18 protein-coding genes and 1 pseudogene are annotated in these 18,043 nt (G+C 62.7%); 4 read left to right on the forward strand and 15 right to left on the reverse strand.

Annotated features, from left to right (window positions below; translation table 11 throughout):
- Positions 1–5 precede the first annotated feature (5 nt).
- On the reverse strand, positions 6–716 hold the full coding sequence (locus ACFQPG_RS07695; RefSeq protein WP_380811605.1) for a polysaccharide biosynthesis/export family protein: 711 nt from the start codon (positions 714–716) through the stop codon (positions 6–8).
- A gap of 113 nt (positions 717–829) precedes the next feature.
- A complete protein-coding gene (locus ACFQPG_RS07700) occupies positions 830–3,055 on the reverse strand; it encodes an O-antigen ligase family protein (protein WP_380811607.1) in 2,226 nt (741 codons plus the stop codon).
- Positions 3,056–3,838: 783 nt separating this feature from the next.
- Here ACFQPG_RS07700 and ACFQPG_RS07705 point away from each other — a divergent pair.
- Both ACFQPG_RS07705 and ACFQPG_RS07710 read left to right on the forward strand, forming a co-directional pair.
- On the forward strand, positions 3,839–4,117 hold the full coding sequence (locus ACFQPG_RS07705; RefSeq protein ID WP_380811609.1) for a hypothetical protein: 279 nt from the start codon (positions 3,839–3,841) through the stop codon (positions 4,115–4,117).
- Positions 4,118–4,340: 223 nt separating this feature from the next.
- The gene (locus ACFQPG_RS07710) at positions 4,341–4,619 is read left to right on the forward strand and encodes a tyrosine-type recombinase/integrase (RefSeq protein ID WP_380811611.1); all 279 of its coding nucleotides are present in this window, start codon (positions 4,341–4,343) and stop codon (positions 4,617–4,619) included.
- 215 nt (positions 4,620–4,834) lie between these two features.
- On the opposite strand, the gene ACFQPG_RS07715 is transcribed toward ACFQPG_RS07710, so the two are convergent.
- From ACFQPG_RS07715 to ACFQPG_RS07735, 5 genes are all read right to left on the reverse strand, one after another.
- A complete protein-coding gene (locus tag ACFQPG_RS07715) occupies positions 4,835–5,236 on the reverse strand; it encodes a response regulator (protein ID WP_380811613.1) in 402 nt (133 codons plus the stop codon).
- A 48-nt stretch (positions 5,237–5,284) separates the two neighbouring features.
- Complete coding sequence (locus tag ACFQPG_RS07720) at positions 5,285–6,292, reverse strand: sensor histidine kinase (protein ID WP_380811615.1); 1,008 nt, start codon at positions 6,290–6,292, stop codon at positions 5,285–5,287.
- 57 nt (positions 6,293–6,349) lie between these two features.
- Complete coding sequence (locus ACFQPG_RS07725) at positions 6,350–7,078, reverse strand: Crp/Fnr family transcriptional regulator (RefSeq protein ID WP_380811617.1); 729 nt, start codon at positions 7,076–7,078, stop codon at positions 6,350–6,352.
- 583 nt (positions 7,079–7,661) lie between these two features.
- Positions 7,662–8,021, reverse strand: coding sequence for a response regulator (locus tag ACFQPG_RS07730; protein WP_380811619.1), 360 nt, complete (start codon positions 8,019–8,021; stop codon positions 7,662–7,664).
- Positions 8,022–8,038: 17 nt separating this feature from the next.
- Entirely contained in the window at positions 8,039–9,625 is a 1,587-nt protein-coding gene (locus ACFQPG_RS07735; protein WP_380811621.1) for an ATP-binding protein, read from the reverse strand.
- A gap of 110 nt (positions 9,626–9,735) precedes the next feature.
- Between ACFQPG_RS07735 and ACFQPG_RS07740 the strand changes: the two genes are divergently transcribed.
- Positions 9,736–9,954 carry a hypothetical protein gene (locus ACFQPG_RS07740; RefSeq protein WP_380811623.1) on the forward strand — a complete coding sequence of 73 codons (219 nt, stop codon included), beginning with the start codon at positions 9,736–9,738 and terminating at the stop codon, positions 9,952–9,954.
- Here ACFQPG_RS07740 and ACFQPG_RS07745 read toward each other — a convergent pair.
- From ACFQPG_RS07745 to ACFQPG_RS07775, 7 genes are all read right to left on the reverse strand, one after another.
- Complete coding sequence (locus tag ACFQPG_RS07745; RefSeq protein ID WP_380811625.1) at positions 9,951–10,949, reverse strand: hypothetical protein; 999 nt, start codon at positions 10,947–10,949, stop codon at positions 9,951–9,953. The genes ACFQPG_RS07740 and ACFQPG_RS07745 overlap by 4 nt on opposite strands.
- Complete coding sequence (locus tag ACFQPG_RS07750; RefSeq protein WP_380811627.1) at positions 10,949–13,450, reverse strand: fimbrial biogenesis outer membrane usher protein; 2,502 nt, start codon at positions 13,448–13,450, stop codon at positions 10,949–10,951. The genes ACFQPG_RS07745 and ACFQPG_RS07750 overlap by 1 nt, the downstream gene beginning before the upstream one ends.
- A 2-nt stretch (positions 13,451–13,452) precedes the next feature.
- Positions 13,453–14,172, reverse strand: coding sequence for a molecular chaperone (locus ACFQPG_RS07755; protein WP_380811629.1), 720 nt, complete (start codon positions 14,170–14,172; stop codon positions 13,453–13,455).
- A gap of 63 nt (positions 14,173–14,235) precedes the next feature.
- Entirely contained in the window at positions 14,236–14,826 is a 591-nt protein-coding gene (locus ACFQPG_RS07760; protein WP_380811631.1) for a hypothetical protein, read from the reverse strand.
- Positions 14,827–14,907: 81 nt separating this feature from the next.
- Positions 14,908–15,510: a hypothetical protein gene (locus tag ACFQPG_RS07765; protein WP_380811633.1), complete on the reverse strand. Its 603-nt coding sequence runs from the start codon at positions 15,508–15,510 to the stop codon at positions 14,908–14,910.
- Positions 15,511–15,649: 139 nt separating this feature from the next.
- Positions 15,650–16,279: a response regulator gene (locus tag ACFQPG_RS07770; RefSeq protein ID WP_380811635.1), complete on the reverse strand. Its 630-nt coding sequence runs from the start codon at positions 16,277–16,279 to the stop codon at positions 15,650–15,652.
- Positions 16,279–16,575, reverse strand: a complete 297-nt coding sequence (locus ACFQPG_RS07775) for an Hpt domain-containing protein (protein WP_380811637.1) — start codon at positions 16,573–16,575, stop codon at positions 16,279–16,281. Before ACFQPG_RS07775 ends, ACFQPG_RS07770 begins: the two co-directional genes overlap by 1 nt.
- A 427-nt stretch (positions 16,576–17,002) precedes the next feature.
- On the opposite strand from ACFQPG_RS07775, the gene ACFQPG_RS07780 reads away from it, so the two are divergent.
- Positions 17,003–17,170, forward strand: coding sequence for a hypothetical protein (locus tag ACFQPG_RS07780; RefSeq protein WP_380811639.1), 168 nt, complete (start codon positions 17,003–17,005; stop codon positions 17,168–17,170).
- Positions 17,171–17,444: 274 nt separating this feature from the next.
- Here the strand turns inward: ACFQPG_RS07780 and ACFQPG_RS07785 are convergent.
- Positions 17,445–18,043 (reverse strand): annotated as a pseudogene (locus tag ACFQPG_RS07785) (IS30 family transposase); the annotation flags it as partial.

Consider the following 18,043-nt stretch of genomic DNA (forward strand, 5'->3'; position numbering starts at 1 on the left):
TGCCGTTAGTAGGCGATTGGGCGAAGGACGTTGAGGATCGGCGCAGCGGTCAACACGTCCCGCCAGATGTTCTTGGCGTTCGAAAGACCGACAACGACAACGTCATTGCCGAGCACGGCTGGATCGGCAGCTTTGCCCGCCCTGATCGCGCGCACGTCGAACACACCGCCGAAGCGCTGCCCGTTCACCGTGCGGAAGAGGACAACTTCCCTCAGGGCAGCAACCCGCGTCTCACCCTTTGCAAGAGCTAGCGCCTCGAGGAGAGTGGTCGGTCCCTTGAGATCGTAGACGCCGGGCTCTGTAACCTCGCCCTGCACGGTAACCTTCTGCGAAACCGATCCGACGAGGGTCACGGTCACCTGCGGGTCAACAAGATACCTCGCATTGAGGCGAGTGGCGATCTCGGATGCGAGTTCTCCTGCCGTCAGTCCCTCCGCCCGAACAGTGCCGATCAGCGGCACGTTCAGGTTGCCAGCGGCGTCAACTTTCCAGGGCTGTTGGGGCGAACTCGATAGCTCGGGTTCCTGGAATACGGTAACGGCCACGGTGTCCGAAGCGCCGAGGCGGTAGTCACCGCCCCGCCGCTCTTGAGGAGCGGCTGCCGAAAGAGCGGCATATGCGGCTTCACCCCGGGGAACGTCAGCCGAAATGCGTTCACCGCTCGCGCACGCTCCCAGAATGAGCGAGAGGCCCGCCGCCATCACCAACCGCAACATCGAATAGAATCCCCTAGTGCCCGCTCTTCCGGGTGGAGTTGCGCGCTATCTCGCAAAGGGTTGCTGAACTTGATCCGGGAAATTCCCGGAAGGTCCCGAGATAATCTGTTTTGTCAGCTACTTATCCGCCGAATGCGTGGGGCATTTAGCTTCACATCTGAGCGGCTCAGCTGCCTGCCGGTCCAGCGGAGCTCAAGACTGATCACGGAGCAGTTCGCTGGCACGTTCAGTTGAGAGGTTCCCTCCGGCACGAGATCTGCCTGCTGGCCTTCAGTGCACTGTGCAGTCCAACGCAGAAACTCGCTCTCTCGGCCGAGGTCATCCACATCGATAGCGTATTGGCCTGGAGCAAGCGCAAGCCGCCGCGTGAGCACGGCGCCCGCTGTGCCAGCATCCGCCTCCAAGCTTAGCGTACCATCCTCCTGGAGCTCTGCCGTCGTACCCGGGAGATCGATGACCCGCCATTCAAATGGGGTTCTCTCGTCGTCAGGTGCCTCAAGAGCAGCAAAGCTAGCCTCGTTCGGCCGCAGTCCTAGTGCAACCGCAGCCTGCCAGGCGTCCCGCCAACGCTCAGCTTCGCCCAACCTTCTCACGGCCGCGGCAGCCTCACTACGCTTGAGCTGACCTTTCTCCTGAAGAGATGTCAGCAGCGAAAGGTCCTCGCCTGTCCCCCAGCCTGCTGAAAGGAAGTGCCCACGCCAAGGAGGATCCACGGCCAACCGGTCCACGATGAGCGCTCTTGCCTGCGGCTCCTTTGCGAGGCGTCGTAGCACCTCGCTGACCTTCTCTCGCTCAGTACCGAGGCGCAGGGCCGCATCGCTTCGCAGCACTGCAAGCTGCAGGTTCCCGGTTCTCAGGCCATAATCGACGAGCCAGAGGTTTGTCACTGGCTCACGCCATCCGGCAGATCCAGCCCAACCCATCAGGTTCACGGCAGCCTGGTCGTCGGCTCGGAAGGCCAAGGCGAGGAGGGCAGGGGGAAGTGGCCGATTGGGCGCCTGGTCGATGGCCTCGCGGGCGCTTGCCTCAAGCCTTGATGCGTCACCCTCCCTGAGCGCAGCCAGAGCTTTCTGTTCTGCCGCTCTCCCATCTGCGACCCACGGCAGCGATAGAGGCGCGGCGGCCGATGGCTTGGCTGAGCTGGCAGCCTGATCAGTGAGATAGAACGACCAAGCCGTCGCGAGCAGTAGCAATGAGGCAGGAAGAACCGCGTAGACCCCAATCGACGCGCGCCTTGGTGCAACAAGGCCGTTTGGCGCGCGCTTTGGCTCGAAGGCGCACTCTGAGGCGGGGAATGGCGCAATCTCGCTATGTCCAGTCAGTAAGCCAGCGAGAAGACCTGCGAGCGCGGACAGCGCCGTCATCCGGAGCGGATAGTCAACAACGCTATGAACAAGGAGTAGCCCCAGACCCAGAAAAGCGGCTGTTTGAAGCGCGTCACCTCGGCCCCGCCACAGCTGCCATGCTGACCGACACAAGAGAACGAGGACCGCGGTAAGCGCGATCGCTCCAAGTACCCCAGCCTCCATGACCAGCTCGAGCCAGTCGTTGTGAGCGTTGTTTGGGAAAGCCGTGGTCACATGGTCCAGTGGCTCAAACCGCGGCAGAACAGTTGGGAACGTGCCAAGCCCGCTTCCAACTGGCCAATATTCTAGCAGCGCTCCGAGAGCATCGCTCCAGAAGGTGAAGCGCAGGTCCGTTTCTGCTGTTGCGAAACGAGCAATCACCTTCTGTCCTGCTGAAGAAAGAAGCAGGATTGAAACGAGGGCAAGCAATCCCGCTAGGCCGGTCACCAAGGTTCGGCGTCGCCACCCAGCAAAGGCTAGTACGCTGGAGGCGAGTGCTAGTGCCAACAGGACTAATCCCGCTCTCGAGCCTGTGCCAAGCACACCCGCCGAGAAGAGGATTATCAGCGCTGCTCGGGCTGGGCTGCTAAGGTTCATGCCCGCCCGGGCGGAGCTGCTATGTTTTGAACGCGCGGGGCCTGCGAACGCTACGAGGACAACAGCAAGAGCGAGGAAAGCGGCCTGGTGGTTGCGATTGCTGAAGAACCCTGTGCCCCAAAGCCGATGAGCCGGATCGGCTTGCCAACCAACACCGATGAGCTGTGCAGCTTCGAGCAAAACTGAAGCGGCTGCGAAAAGAATGACAGCCAGAGCCAACTGCCCGCGCTGTCGTGAAGACGCCGCGGCTGTGGCGGCGAACAAGGCAACAGCTGGGAGTAGCTCCAGCAAAGCTCTCCACGTCGCACCGGGATCAAGTGAGAGGGGCCGCCATCCAAGCGGCAGGTCTGCAAGACGGAGAATCTCGACTGCAGGCTCCCTTCCAGGAAAGCTCATCCACACGGCTGGGGGCAAGGGCAGCAGGTGAAGGGCAGGGAGCAGAAGCGGAAGAAAGACCAGGCGCCAAGGTAGGGCAGTGCGCTTAACAGCGAGCCCACTGAGCAGCAGCAGCGATGAGGTCACCGCAATTGCACCAGCCAGCGGGAAGCGATCGCCGGCTCCGCCCAGTAAAAGGGCAATCAGCAGGACGCCAATGGTGAGCAGGAGTAGTGGCCGAGGCAAGCCGGAGGGGCCAGGCTGAGGCGAGCGTTGCAAGGAAGGCACAGAAAGAAAGGGCTTTTTTTAAAGTGATAACGCGACTTGAATGTTAACCTGCGTTGCAGTTATAGCCCCGCCTGTCGAGTCCGTATTCCAAGGAACAGTTGATGTCGAAGTCGTCCCGCGTAATTGGGTCTGCGCTTGTTGCGTGCGCTCTCGTCGCTGCTCCGGCCTCCGCCAGTGGTACTCAGCCAAGCGATGCGACGGCTGCGACTGCAGCATCGGTGTCGCAAACGTCCACAGTGCCTGCGAGCTCGACGACTGCAGCCCAGCCGGCTCCCGCGAAGCGGGCTACCGTCAAGCCGAAAGGCAAGGGCCTTTTTGGCACGAACCCGGCTGTGCCTGTGCTGGGCGCGATCGGGCTTGGTGGTGCCGTGGTCGCGGCGGTCGCATCAGGCGGCAAGAGCAACGCGAGCCCAAGGTAGGCCGAATCGGACGGGGCACTCCGTCCGGTTCGCCACTTCACTGCAGATCATGAGAATGAGCACCGCTGAGTAGTCTCTCAGCCGGGGGGAGTTTGTGATGTTGAGTGCGTTTAGTCGGCGCCGGCCGTCAAAACCGGCACGCTATCACTTCTACGTCTGGGAAGATGGCAACTATCGACCGCTGAGCCCATGCGAGCTACCGAGCGATGCCGCCGCAGCTGATTTCGCTCGGCAGCAGGTAGGGGAGGGCGCACCTGTTCGCCCGGCCAGCCTCGATGCGCCGCATCTTCATGTCGTCCGCGAAGATGGCGTCCACATCATCACAGTCGATCTTCCCGAGCGCGCCGATACTGTGACCCTCGCCAAGGTCGCGTAACTCAAGCTTGCGTCGGGTCTGGGCAGGCGATCATCGCTGACCCATTCGTGCGCTGAATGCCCGCGGCCCGGCTACCTACGGAAAACAAGGCGCGGTTTAGGGCTGTGCGGAATTGGGTTCAAACCCGTTGGCACTCCCGCAACTATGTTTAGATCTAACCAGATCATGAAGGTCGCAGTGCTGCGTCTGAGCCGTGTCGCCTGGGCCGGCGATCCTTTAGAACATGCGCGTAGATGGGCGCTCAGCCGAAAGGCGGCTGGTGGCCGGAAACAGACTGGTGGCTTACAGGCGAGCAGAGAAGAGAAAGCCGGTGTTACTGCGTCGAGAGGACTATGGTACCCACTCGCTGCGCCGGACGAAGGCAGCGCTCATTTACAAGCAGACAGGCAATCTGCGCGCAGTGCAGATCTTGCTCGGTCACACCAAGATCGAAACGGCTGTCCGATACTTCGGTGTCGAAGTGGAAGACGCCTTAGCGCTGGCAGAGGCGACAGAAATTTGAGCTTGTGGTGGGCTGGTGCGCCGGCCCACCACTTCCCGCCCCGTGCGTCCGCACCTGGCCGGAAGCAGATGTTTCGGATTTCGATTTAGATACGTCTTAAAGCAGGTTTGACTGGCGCCGACCGAGCCGTTCTTACGGCTACCGGAAAGCCGATCAGGACCAAGCTAAGGTAAACGGGAGCGCCCCACCTCGGCGAGGCTCGAGCACCCAAGTCATTATCCGAAGCAGCGCAACGAAGGCGGTGCACTCGTCGCCTGTCCCTGACGGCGCCGCAGGGCGAACTCCACAGCCGCAGTTAAGGCGGACTCATCAGTCGGCTTGGTGAGCACCCCGATAGTTCCGGCGACGCCGGTGCCCAGCAGCTTTGGATTGGCGGTTAGAAATAGCACGCTGGCATTCTGCTCTTTTGCAAGCCATTCACCGATCTGGGGGCCCGTGAGACCGTCGCGAAGGTTCAGGTCGACGAGAGCGAGATCGATCTGCTCGTGGGCGAAGGCCCTTGCGCCGACTAAGTCAGCGGCAATGCCGATCACACGGTAGCCGCGTGCCTCCAGAATGAGTTCCATGTCGAGTGCGACGAATGTCTCGTCCTCGACGATCAGAATCGAAGCCGTCATGGTGAACGAATTCCGCACCGTGGAATGAGTTCCGCTCCTCAGGATTATTCAGGAGCGATGGATCGAGGAAAGCGGAAATTCAATCCTGACCTGTAACCCGGAGGGAGCCCAGTCCCGCTCCAGCTTGCCATTGAGCTGCTGGATGACGCTGATTTCGGTCAAGCGGCTGCCGAAGCCCGAGAGAACGGGCGACCTGACAATGGGCGGGCCATCCTCTTCCTTCCAAGTCAGGACAAGATGTTTGCTGATCTCACTAGAGGTGATCTGCACGCGCCCCTCCGGGACAGAAAGGGCGCCGTACTTCGATGCGTTGGTCGCGAGCTCATGAAAGACCATGCCGATGGGTGTCGCGCTTCTGTCGTCCACGATCTGATCGACGCCCTCGATCGTAAGACGTCCTTCCTCAAGGGCCGGATAGGGGCTCAGGACTTTCGCAAGCAAGGAGTGGAGGGTCGAAGGCCCCTCCTGGGGCGCGCTGTCCTCGCTGTGAGGACGGACATAGTCGTGGGCGCGACCTAAGGCAGCGATGCGGGCTCGCAGTTTCTGTGAGAAGGTCCGCGCCTCTGCGAATTCGCGAGCCGAGAGGCTGATAAGAGCATTCACGACGGCGAAGATATTCTTGATACGGTGGCTTAGCTCGCGGCTTAGAACACTGTTGTGCTCCGCAATGCGTTTCTGCTCATCGATGTTGGTGCAAGTCCCAACCCATCGAACAATAGCCCCTGCCTCGTTGCGGATCGGCAATGCCCGCCCCAGGGTCCAGCGATACTCCCCGCTGTGGTGTCGAAGGCGGTATTCGATCTCGTAGAGCTCGCCGGTGGCAAGACTGTGTCTCCACCGCTTCCAGGCTCTCTCCTGGTCGTCTGGATGGAACATGCCGTTCCAGCCTTCACCATCGGTCGAGCCTTCAGGGACGCCCGTGTAACTGTACCATTGTGCATTGTAGTAGTCGTGATGACCGTCCGGCAGCGTCGACCAGACCATTTGCGGCATGGCATCGGCAAGTTGCTGAAACGAGATGTGACCCGCGGCACGTGGCGAGGGATTGGACGACAAGTCGCGCGTCGCTTCGTTAGAGGAACCTGGCAAGAACTTGCTCCTGATGATTTGATCTTAGATGAGAGCGCGGCAGCGCACGTCAGGTAGCGCCGAGTAACGGCAGGCGCTCGCCATTGCCGCTCGATCACGGATGACCAAGCGACGTTGGTCGAGTTCGGCCCAGCCCCGATGCTTAATGTCGAGCAAACTCGCGCCTAGCTGAGCCCGAGATACACCGATCATATCCGCCATGAGTTCATAGCTGAGCGGCAGCTCGAAGCTGTCGTCCTCCAGATAGCCGCGCCTGCTGAGCCGGTCCTCGATCTCCAAGAGCAGGTATGCCAGCCTCTGCGTCGAGCGGAGCCGTCCAAGCATCAGCAAGCGCCGGTCCGCTCGATGCTCCTCGTACAGAAGCGTGGCCATGAGGGCTTCCGCGAGATCTGGGAGGTCCTCGAACAAAGATTTGAACTGATGTCCATCAAGGACGCATAGAGACACGGAGGTAATGGCCCTGACAGAGTGACGAATCTGTCCGGTCAGCGGAGATTGCAGGCCGATGAGATCGCCAGGCAACATGACGTCGAGGATCTGCCGGGCAGTTCCGTCGAGCATCATGTAGCGGAATGCCCATCCGGAATAGAGCGTGTAAAGCTGCCCCGGCTCCCCCGCTGTGATGATTTCGCTTCGCGCCGGAAAGTCGATCTGATCGCGCTTAACGGAGCGGACGAATTCGAGTTCTTGCCCTTCCAGTGGCCGGAACTGGGCGGTCTGCCGAAGAGGGCATCGATTGCAGTCGACGTACAACGGGTCTTCTCCACCCGCCACCGAGACTCCGAGAGAGCCTCGCTCGGCAATTTAAACCATCGTCGACGTGGCACCAAGCCTTCGAACGGCTCTTGGAAGGCAGGCCAACCACCGCCGATTAGTAGAATCGATGCGCGCACGTAACGGTCCAATTCTGGACTATCGAGAGCAACATAACTTCCGCAGGCTCCGACCCTTGCCCAGCGCCATGACGATCAACACAAGCTGCCAAAAAGGTTCGCTTGTGGAGGTCTCGACGGGCACTTAGCAGCCGCCTTGTTATGTCGGGATTGGTCGATTCCGGACATGAGCCACTTAGCCAACGAGCGTCCGCTTCCGGGTGCCGGCGCGAGATGCACCCGAGTGTCCGTGGTGGGCGCTGAGCCAACATTCCGCTTGCATGAACGAGCGTCGGCCTTTCGCCCCCACTCACCCGAAAGCGGCCGGTCCGCTAACCACCACAACCAGCTGTTCGGGGTAGAATAGTCCGAGCGTCCGCAAGTGGCCGTTAGCGGACGTTCCAGGTCCGGCAGAGAAGCGGCTGAAGCAGTCGCACAATCTTCCGTCGAAAAGTGATAGTGTGCTATCGGGCGGCCCAGTGTCGGCGCACTTCGTCAGCCAAGGTCAGCGGGTCGAAGGGTTTTGGCAGCACGGCCAGTGCCCCAAGCTCCAGCAAGCCTTCGATATGCTTTGGCATCAAGCTGGCTGTCATGAACAGCACGGGCCAATCGCGGGTCCGCTGGTCGGCCTTGAGATGACTGAGCACCTGTGCCCCGTTCATGCCGGGCATGCGATAATCAAGAATAATGAGGTCTGGATCAGCCTCGATCACCCCGCCGAGCGCCTCTTCCCCCGAAGGGAAGTGAACCAACTCGAGCCCACCGATCTCCTTCAACGCAATTTCCGCCAGGATGGCGATGTCAGGATCGTCCTCGACCAGCACGATCTTACGCAACTCACTCACGCTTCCTCCCTTGCCAATGGCAGGCGAATCCAGAAACAGCTTCCTTGCCCCACCTCACTGTCGAACCCGATGTCGCCCCGGTGCCGCTCGACGATAGCCTTGCTGATCGTCAGCCCGAGGCCGCTCCCGGCACGACCTTGTTGGTGGTCAGGCCCCGCCTGCGCAAAGCGCCCGAAGATGTGCGGTCGGAAATCGATCGGGATGCCGGGCCCTCGGTCTTTGACCGTCAGTAAAGCCTGATCAGCCTCTCGCTGACCGCGGATCGTCACCTTGCCGCCGTCCGGCGAATATTTGCAGGCGTTGGACACAAGGTTCGTCAAGGCTTGGTGAAGCCGGCCGGCATCGCCTGTCGCGGCAAGGGGCTCGTCGGAGATGTCGAGCGCCAATTCCACGCCATGTGCGGCGGCGAAGGGGCGGTTCTGCTCGGTGACCTCGCGCAGTACCTGCGCCAGGTCCAAGCGATCCTCGCTCATGGTGAGCACGCCCGAGCCGAGCTTCTCGATGTCCAAAATGTCGTTGATGAGATTGGTCAGGCGTTCCGCATTCTTGCCGGCCATGGCCAGCATTTGCGCGCCGCGTGCATCGAGCCGCTCCTCCGCGCCGCGTGCGAGGATCGCCAGCGAGCCGCGAATGGCGGTCAGCGGGGTGCGCAACTCGTGGCTTACAGTGGAGACGAATTCGTCCTTCATCCTCGCAGCCCGGCGCTGCTCGGTGACGTCCTGGATGGTGAGGATCGACCGTCCGTCCGAAATGGCGGAGCGCCAGGCATCGAGGATCCGGCCGTCCGGCATGTTGAGGTCCATGCGCCGGCTTGGCGTGGTCCGGACCGACTGAAGGAGGGGAGCGACGATTGCCTCGGGTTTGCCAGGTCCGAACGCCCCTTCCCGGGCCGCCGCCAGGAGCAGCTCCTCGGCGGTGCGGCCTTCGCTGATCAACTCGGGGGGAAGCCGCAGCAGGTCGATGAGCAGGCCATTCCAGAGCACGAGTCGAAGGTCAGCATCGAACACGCCGATTCCCTGCTGGACATGGTCGATGGTCGCCCTCAGCAGTTCGGACTGCCGCTGCAGCGACTGTTTGCGCTCCTCCGCGACACGGCTGCCGATGCGAAGCTCGATCATGTCCGACACCGTGCGGGCGAGCATTATTAGCCGCGTCGCGTCGCGCTCGCCAAGCTGGCGAGGCTTGCGGTCGATTAGGCACAAGGAGCCGACGGCGATCCCGCCATCCACCACTATCGGCGCGCCCGCGTAGAAGCGGATGTGCGGCGGTCCGGTGACCAGCGGATTGTCGGCGAAGCGATCGTCCTGCGTCGCATCCTCCACCACGAACACGTCGTTCTGCTCGACCGTGCGATTGCAGAAAGCGACGTCGCGTGCGGTGCCGTCGACGTCGAGGCCGCACGACCCGCGGAACAGCTGGCGCTCGCTCGACAAGACCGTGACGAGGGCGATCGGCATGTCGAACAGCTCGGCCGCAAGCTCCGTCACCGCGTCGAACTCGGAATCCCTGCCCCCGCTGGACAGCTGATAAGCCGCGATCGCCTCCTGCCGGCGCTGCTCCATGTCTGCGGAAGTGGTAAGCATTCTCGCCTCGTCGAACGAACATCCGGGTGAACCGTTCACCGTCAGATCGCCTGCGGCATATACGAGTGCTTTACGCTTCCAAGCTAGGCCGGAGACGAGAAGGAGCTGTAATGAGCGCATCCACGATCGTCCTGGCGCTGGCGATTAGCGCCGCACCGGTGCTTCCTCGAACGTCGGGCGCCGCGGCCACGATCAATGTGCACGGCTTCGTTCCGGCCAGTTGCAGGGTCACGACCGCGACCGCCACCTGCAACATCGCTGTCGTCAGACGCGTCGTGCCGGCACGTTCGGGCCGCCCGCCGGTCGTCTTGGTCAGTCCGCTATTCTAGGGAGCGCCGCAGCTGGCGCCGGCCTGCGGGTCGAGCAGCGGCGTGATCGTGACCACCAGATTGTCCTGGTAAACGGGCGCGGGAAGCTTTCCCTGCCCGCCTTGCTGCAGGTTTACCGTGAGCGGAATACGCACGCCCTGTCCCGAACTGCTGCTGGCCAGACCGGCACGGGTACAGACCTGGCGGATGCTGCTGGTGTCGGCCGGGCTCCTGGTCTGCCCCAGCAGGTTCGCCTGGTAGGCGATCGACTGATTGGCAACGGTCGGATTGCCACCGGGATAGGAGAGCCTGTAGCCCTTTTCGGAGCGCATCTCGACCGAATAGGGGCCCGAGCTGGCGACGCGAAGGTAACCGGTCCGGGGTCCTGGATCGGTCGGTGCCTGCGCATCGGTCTTAGTCCCGACTTCGCCGAAATCGAGCGCCGGGCCGACATAGCTCGCCTGCAGCGCCGAGAGCACATTGACGTTGATCTGAATGGCATTAACGAGCTTGGTCGGAACGCTGACGTCCTTCATGCCCCCCGTGCCGTTGCAGACGTAAGAGATGTCGAAGCGGATCGGCTGGCCCGCCGACAGATCAAGCCCCGCCGGGACGGTCATCACCAGGTTAAAGGGCGTCGACTGGTCCGGGGCCGAAGCGCCGCCGAAATTGTAAGAGATTTCGCCTGAGCTCTGCGAGCCGATGGACGGCCGATTGCCAGTCTGACCTTCAGTGTAGAGGACGCTCACCCCGTTATAGAGCACCTGGTAATTGGGGGTGCCGGCGGCCTTGGTCAGGACGAAGTTAACCGTCTGGGTTTTCGCGCCGCCAACGGCATAGCGGGTCAGCACTAGCGGGATGGTCACCTGCTGAAGCCCATTCGGGCCGAATGGATCGTAGGTGATCGACGAGGATGCCTGGGCCGAGCCGGTGACCCCGCAATTCTGCGCGAGCGCCGGCGTGGCGCAGAACCCCAGGAGCAGCGCCAGCAGCGCGACGAACCAGTGCGACTTCATCAGTTATCCTGCTTTCCAGCCGTTCCCGACGGCTTCAACTCGCCCAGGCTAAGAACGCCCTCTGCATTCCGGCCGATGTCGATGACGAAGGTGGAGCCTGCGTCGTCGTTCATGGTGATCCGCCAGCGACCTGGTGCCAGCCCGCTCGCGCCGAAGCGGCCTTCGCGATTGGTGAACAAGGCAGTCGGCTCGGCTTGCGGCTGGTCAACAGGAATCGCGCTACCGCTGATTAGAGAGAGAGGTTGCCCGCCCGCATCCAACAAGCGGCCCACGGCGGTGACGTTGTTGGCCGACCCAACGATAAGCTTGTAGCCGCTTCTATAGGCCGGTCGGAGGCGGAAGCTTCCCTGGCCAAGATCAACGGTGACGGGCGCGTCAGGCGCGTCCACCACGACCGTTCGGTCGATGTAAGATGCCAGCGACGGTGCAACCGCCGTACCGAGCGCGCCGGTCTCCGCAACATAGCCGAAGGGGGAGCGATCGACCTCGACCGAAGCGCCCTTCAGCGATCCATGTCCTGCAACAAGCGCAAAGCTATCGCTAACCGGCCGGCCGATCGACACGCTGCCATCGGCAAAAGCCAGTGATCCGCCGACCCGAAGCGAGGTGCGCTGGGAGACCGAGCTGCCGAACAGATTGTCGAAGCTGCCGTAATGGCTGAAGCCGAACTCGGCCCTGTTCGCTAGATAGCCGGCGTTGATATTGGCTCCCGAGCCGGAGTCGCTCCGGTCAAGGTCAGCGCTGAGGTTGTAAGAGCCTACGCCGTAGCCCTGAAAGCTGGAGTATGAGAGGCGTGCTCGGTTGAAGCGGGTGTCGTAATCAGCGCGCAGGTTCGAGCTGCGCCCGAGGCGCATGGTCGCGGTAAGCAGGCCGGAGACCCGCCGCTCGACATTGTCCTTCTCGTATCGGATCTCGCCCGCAAGGCTGACGTCGCTGCTCAGCCGGTAACCAATCGTGCCGCGCGCATTGTAGATGGTCGGCTGATCGTCACGACCGCGTGAGTAGCGCCCGTCGAGACCGGCAAAGATGCTTCGCCCAAGCGTCCGGGAATAGCCTCCGCCGACTTCCCAAGCGAAAGGGTTCAGCGGGCTTAGCGTACCGAGCACGCCAAAATTCCTGCTCCGGCGCTCGGCGAACAGGTTCAGGGAATCCGCACCGCCCCCTTCGCGCTGAAATTGGCGCTGAAAGGTGACGAGAACGGCGCTCCCTAGGCCCAACTCGCGCACGTTTGACAGCGACAGCGTGCTCCCGAAGGTGCCGAGGGGCGAGGACCAGATGGCTTCGACCCCTCCCATCTGCGCACGCCCGTCGCCCTGCAGGTTGAGGCCGGCCGTCAGGCGATCGCTGAATCCATGCCGAAGGAAGCCGCTTGCGGCGAGGCTCCTGCTATATTCGGGACCGCGGAAGCCACTCGGAGCAAGCACGCCGGCATAGGCGCCGAACTCAGTAAGCCCGCTGCCGAGCTGGGTCTGGTCGAGAAAGACGTTGAAGCTGAGCGCCTGGGTCCGCCCTCCGTCGTCGCGGATAGTCAGCCGGACATCGTTCGCCCCCTGCGTGAAAGGAAAGTCGCGCAGGTCGTAATTGCCCGGCTCGAGCTGCAGGCGCCGAACCAGTTGGCCATTGACCTGGACGTCCACTGTCGACGGTCGCGACAGGGTGAAGGCACGACCGCCGCGTGGGCGGGCGATGCGCTGCGGCTCCAGCACGCCATAAGAGCGGAAGACGGACAGGCCGGCGATCTCCGGCAACGCCTGAAAGCCGCGGCCAATCGGCTGCAGATCGCCGAGCGTCCACCGCATAAGCCGATCGCGGTCATCGTAGACCAGCCGCGAACCAACCCGGGTAAAAACGACGCCATCGCCGCCCGGACGCCACAGCCCCTCGCCTTCGGCTACGACGCCCGCGATACGGGCCGCGCCATCGAGTGCGATGAGCGGGGCCGCAAATCCGGCATCTCCGTGGAGGTAATCGAAATTGCCTCGGGCGTTGAGATAGGCGCTGACCCGCGCCGGCGCGATCACGTTGCCGACCGTTTCCTGGTCCAGCAACGCCACCTGCAGCCCCCGGACGGCTCGGCGATCTGCCGCCAGTTCGAGGTCCAGTGCCAGATCCTGCGCATTGTAACGCAGCCTGATTCCGGCCTCAGCAAGATCGTCGGGACCGAGCCTCGGCTTGGCGCCGAGCTGCTCGACGAGCTTGCGGTCGAGGGTTCCGCCAATCAGCTGGAACAGTCTGGCGGAGGACAGACTGACCCGATCGTCCGGCGTAATGTCGACCACCACGTCGCCGATATAGCGACCGGCGTCGCGCAGCGGCACGGTCAGGGTCACCGGGCCCTGGGTGGGGTTGATGTCGCCGGCCCCCGGGTCGGCCGGGAGCACCAATTGCGCCACTGCGGCAGCAGGCGCGGCCGCAGTGGCGACATCGGCTGCGCCCGCCGCCTGCGGCAGGAGTAGCTGGGTAGCGACGCTACCCAGGAGAAGGAGCCGGACTGCTCGCATGCTCAGCCGGCGGGCGTGTACTGGGCTTCGATACGACCGGCGTTCGAGGGAAGCTCAACGGGAAGCGTCACCTTCCGAACCTGGCCCGCGCCCATCAGGCCATAGCCGATCGCCTGCTGTACTTCGGGAGCAGTGAATTCGCGGCGGAAGATTTCCTTGCCGGCGGCATCCTTCTGCACGACCCGAATCTTGCCGCCGGCGAGAAAGCCGTGCGCAGTCGAGGCATTGCTGAATGTGATCGCGGGGACGAACTTGCCGTCACCGGTGCGCTCGAACGCGGCCGAATCGACCTTGATCGCCGGCTTAGCCCCGGTCGGACTGACGCTCGCCAGCACCTGGAAGTTGTAAAGCACCTGCACTGCCGACTGGCCCTGCTGCTGCTTGACGGGCAGCTGCGCCACGTTGACGTAATAGTGCTTGCTTCGCGCCAGTGCCGGATTGCCGACGTACTGCACGCGGAACGTCTGGGTCTGGCCCGGCTGGATCAGGGCGGTCGGCGGGAAGACGACGAGGTCGCCCGGGTCCTTGCCCGTCGAGCGCACGCCCGAGGCTTCAGCCGTCAGCTCTTCAACCCGAAGCTCCACCGCCAGCGGATAGGTGAAGGTGTTCGTTACCGTCAGAACCTGGGTTATGTTCCGGCCGCCGGGCGAAAGGTTCAACACCACGGGCTGCACCGTCATGGCCGTTGCGACCGCCGGCATCAGAAGGGCCAGGATCATCATGAGCCCGCCATGGAAACGTTTCAGTAGTTTATGCACGCGTTACACTCCGTTGATCGCGTGAGGCTAGAGCGCCGGACTCACGGTGATCGTCAGGACATCCGAATAGCTGCCAGCGACCAGCACCGACGAACTGGTGCTCTGCGCCGGCGCGCTGATTCGGACATAGGATCCGGGCTGATTAACCGCAGCCGACGCCAGTTGCAGCCCTTGGGTCGTGCTCGCCTTGCCGGCGAAGCCGCAGGTCCCGCCGCTGGCCAGGGTCGAAGCCGCGCAGGTCGCCTCAGCCTTGGTGCCGTTGTTGGCGAGCAGCAAGAGGCTCACCTGATAATCGGCCTTGTTGCGGTAGCCGGTCGGGGCTGCCGCACCAGTCATCAGGCCGCCGTTCGAGGAACTCACCGCGACGCGCGAGGGACCAGTGCAATTCAGCGAAAAGTCGAACTGGGCCGAGAAGCCGGTCTGGTCGAAGTTGTCCTTGTTGAAGCTGCCCGACGGCAGGGCGCCGTCTACGAAGCCGCACCGCCCTCCGACAGACGCGGTCACCGGAATGGTGAGCACGACCGGGCTTCCCCCCGCATAAGCGGTCTGAGCGCTCTGCGCCTGGGCCGAGCCGGTCCATGACAGTCCGGCCAGCAGGAGGAGAAGGAGACGGAACACGATTGCGGCAAAGCTCCGGCGGACAAAGACACGGTTGGACCGGGAAGGCACGGGTGCCTTCCCGGTCCAACCCCCCGGGGGTTAGAGTGTCGGCGTGATCGAGAGGCTGATCACGCTGTTGTACGTGCCCTGGTTGAGGACGCTGCCAGCAGCGGTTCGCAGGTTCGAGACGTTCACCTCGACGTTGTCAGCAGTGCCGCCGGCAATGCGCGAGCCGAGCTGGGCAGTGACCGCAGCGCTGTTGTTCTGCGTGTCAAACTTCACCTCCGCGAGCGGGTTGGTGGCCGACGCAGTCTTCACCCGAAGGGCGGCGACATAGTCGATCGAGTTGGCGTAGCCGGTGCCGGCATCCGCAGCGCCGGCAATCGCCAGCTTAGTCGCGCTGACGCCGATCGTCGGGTTGCTGCTGGTGCAGACAACGCGGGCGGTAACCTTCTTGGCGTCGGCCGGATTGGCGCTGGTAGCGCTGGTCAGTTCCGAGCGCAGCGTGCCGTCGGCGGCGTCAAGGCGGCCAAGGTCGATGGTGCCCGAGAAGCTGGTCTTCTCCAGGCCCGACTCGATGACCGAGCAGCGGCCAGCGACCGTGCCGGTGACGTTGACGGTGCCGGTGACCTGCTGGGCAGCGGCCGGCGTGGCGGCAATGGCCGAAGCGGTCATCAGAACGGCAAAAGCGAACTTGTTCACGTTTATTCTCCTGTACCCCAGTAATCTGGTGAACAGGCTTTTGCCCCGGAGCCGCCGCCTCCGGTATTCAACGGAAATTCAAATCGTCATGCACCAACGGCAGGGCGGGGATATATCTCTTGGTATAGCAGAGGCCGGATTAGTCCCCATTTCGGGCTGCCAGCAGCGCCAATTCCATCCGGCTGGTCACCCCCAGCTTCTCGAAGATGTTGTGCAGGTGGACCTTCACCGTGCCCTCACCGATCCCCAGCTCCCCCGCGATCTCCTTATTTCGCAGGCCTTGCAGCAACAGGCCGACGATCGCCCGCTCACGCTTGCTGAGCGGTGCCAGCGGGTCGGCCTGCGCGCCTTCGGGGCTGAGGCTGAGATCCATCACCCGCTGGAGCACGTCATGGTCGATCCAGCGACGCCCAGCGAACACTGCATCCAGGCAGGTGATCAGGTCGCGCGGCGCCTGAGCCTTGACCACCAAGCCATTGAGGCCCAGCTGGAGCGCTTCATAAACCCTCTTGTCCGACATGCTGCCGGTCAGCAGCACCACCGGGCGCTTGTCGCCCCGCTCGCGGAGCGTCCGGAGAACGTCCAGCCCCGTGCGCTCGGGCATGTCGAAGTCGATCAGCAGCAGGTCCGGGCGAAGCGCCGGCATCTCTTTAAGCAAGAGGCTGCCGTTGTTGACTGTGCCGATCACCTGGTGGGTAGAGGCGGAGAGCAGCAGCTTGATCCCTTCCAGCGTGAGGGGATCGTCCTCCGCAACTAAGATACGCCCCATCAATCCCCTTCCGCCGCCACCGCTAGCAGTGACGCGCTTAATTCCCGCGCCAGCCTGAAGGTCGCCTCGTCAGATCCGAGGCGACAGGCCTCGGATAGCCGCTGAGCCTCCTGCGACAAAGCGGGAAAACCGAACAGCCCAGCACTTCCCGTGATGTCGTGCGCCAAGCCCCGGAGGGCCTCCAGATCGCCCTCATCGCAAGCCTGAGACAAGGCCGCCCCACGCTCCGCGCAGCGCACACGAAAGCGCTGCCGCAGCAGTTTCATCTGGTCCGAAATGCGATCTTGCGGGGTCATAGAGGCTTGATAGGAGATCTCAGCGCCAATGAAACCGAGCAACTTGCACCGAGTTCGGGCAAGGACGTCTGCATGATGAACGAACGTCCCGGACGAGGTTGGGCTGGCTGGACTGATGCCGCAGCTATTGCTCTTCGGTGGGGCAGACAAATGCTACCCGTACAGCTGCTCGCCGTGAATAATCCGGCCCGTGGCACCTCGCGCAACACTCTAAGCCGATCGACGGTCCATACGGGCAAACGTCTGTTATTAGCCTCTGTGTACTCTAAGCAGCCGTTCCGCTTTCCACCACAACCAGCTGTTCGGGGTAAATAGTCCGAGCGTCCGCAAGTGGCCGCCAGCAGAACGGCGGCTTCCAGCGGATTGGAGGCAGAAGCAGACGCTTCTGGTGCGTTTCCGATCCCAGTGACGGCGCTCAGCGCATGTGATGGCGGATCTTCAGCTTGGCATTCTTAATGTCCAAGCCACGAACGAAGCTGTTTCTTTCCTGAAGTTCCTCAGCACTCACCCGGCCTTCAAGAAGGTCACGCTCGTCCTGCTCGCGAGCAAGCTGCTTCTCGCGAATGCGGTCTTCAGGATCGAATTGCCGGACTGACATGGTGCCAATCTAATCGAGCGAATGCCGCTCCGCTACCCGGACGACCGAGATTGGCCGAAGGCGGACTGCCCGCTTTCGGGTGACATTCGTCAGGAGCCGGAACTGCTCTCGCCGACTTAGCCCTTCTTCCTGCTGACCTTCATTACCAACGCTGCTTGAGGCGTTTTCTCAACCTCAAGCTTGGAGCCGGGGTCTGCTCCAAGGTGTAGCAGCACATCAGATGGGAGTGTCACCCTTCCCGAGGCGTCCAACTTCATCGTCACCATAGCTCCTGTGAGTGAACGCTGAGGTTGGTGCCCTTGGGGAAGTATTGGCGCAGCAGGCCGTTGGTGTTCTCGTTCGAGCCGCGCTGCCACGGGCTCTGCGGATCGCAGAAGTAGACCGCAGTGTCGGTCGCCAGCGTGAACTGCTTGTGCTGCGCCATCTCCTTGCCGCAATCCCAGGTCAGCGATTTCAGCAGCTCGTCCGGCAGCCGCCTCGCCTGCTCGATCAGCGCGGTGATCACCGACTGGCTGTCGCGGTTCGGGACCCTGGCCAGCAGCACGTAGCGTGAGTGCCGCTCGACCAGCGTCACGATGTAGCTGTTTGACGCTCCGCACAGCAGGTCGCCTTCCCAATGACCTGGCACCGCACGATCATCGACCGAGGCCGGACGCTCGCGGATCGAGATCATGTCGGCAAGGCTGCCGCGAGCATCGCTCTTGCCGCTGGCATGACGCGATCGCCGGATCACCCGGCCCGAGCGCAAATGCGCCTGAAGGTCCTTCTTCAGCACGCCGCGAGCCTGGACGAACAGGCTGCGATAGATCGTCTCGTGCGACACCTGGTGAGCCTCGTCATCCGGATAGGTGTGCTTCAACCAGCCGGCAA

The sequence above is a fragment of the Sphingomonas sp. GCM10030256 genome, from assembly GCF_042666415.1.
Classification (GTDB): Bacteria; Pseudomonadota; Alphaproteobacteria; order Sphingomonadales; family Sphingomonadaceae; genus Sphingomicrobium.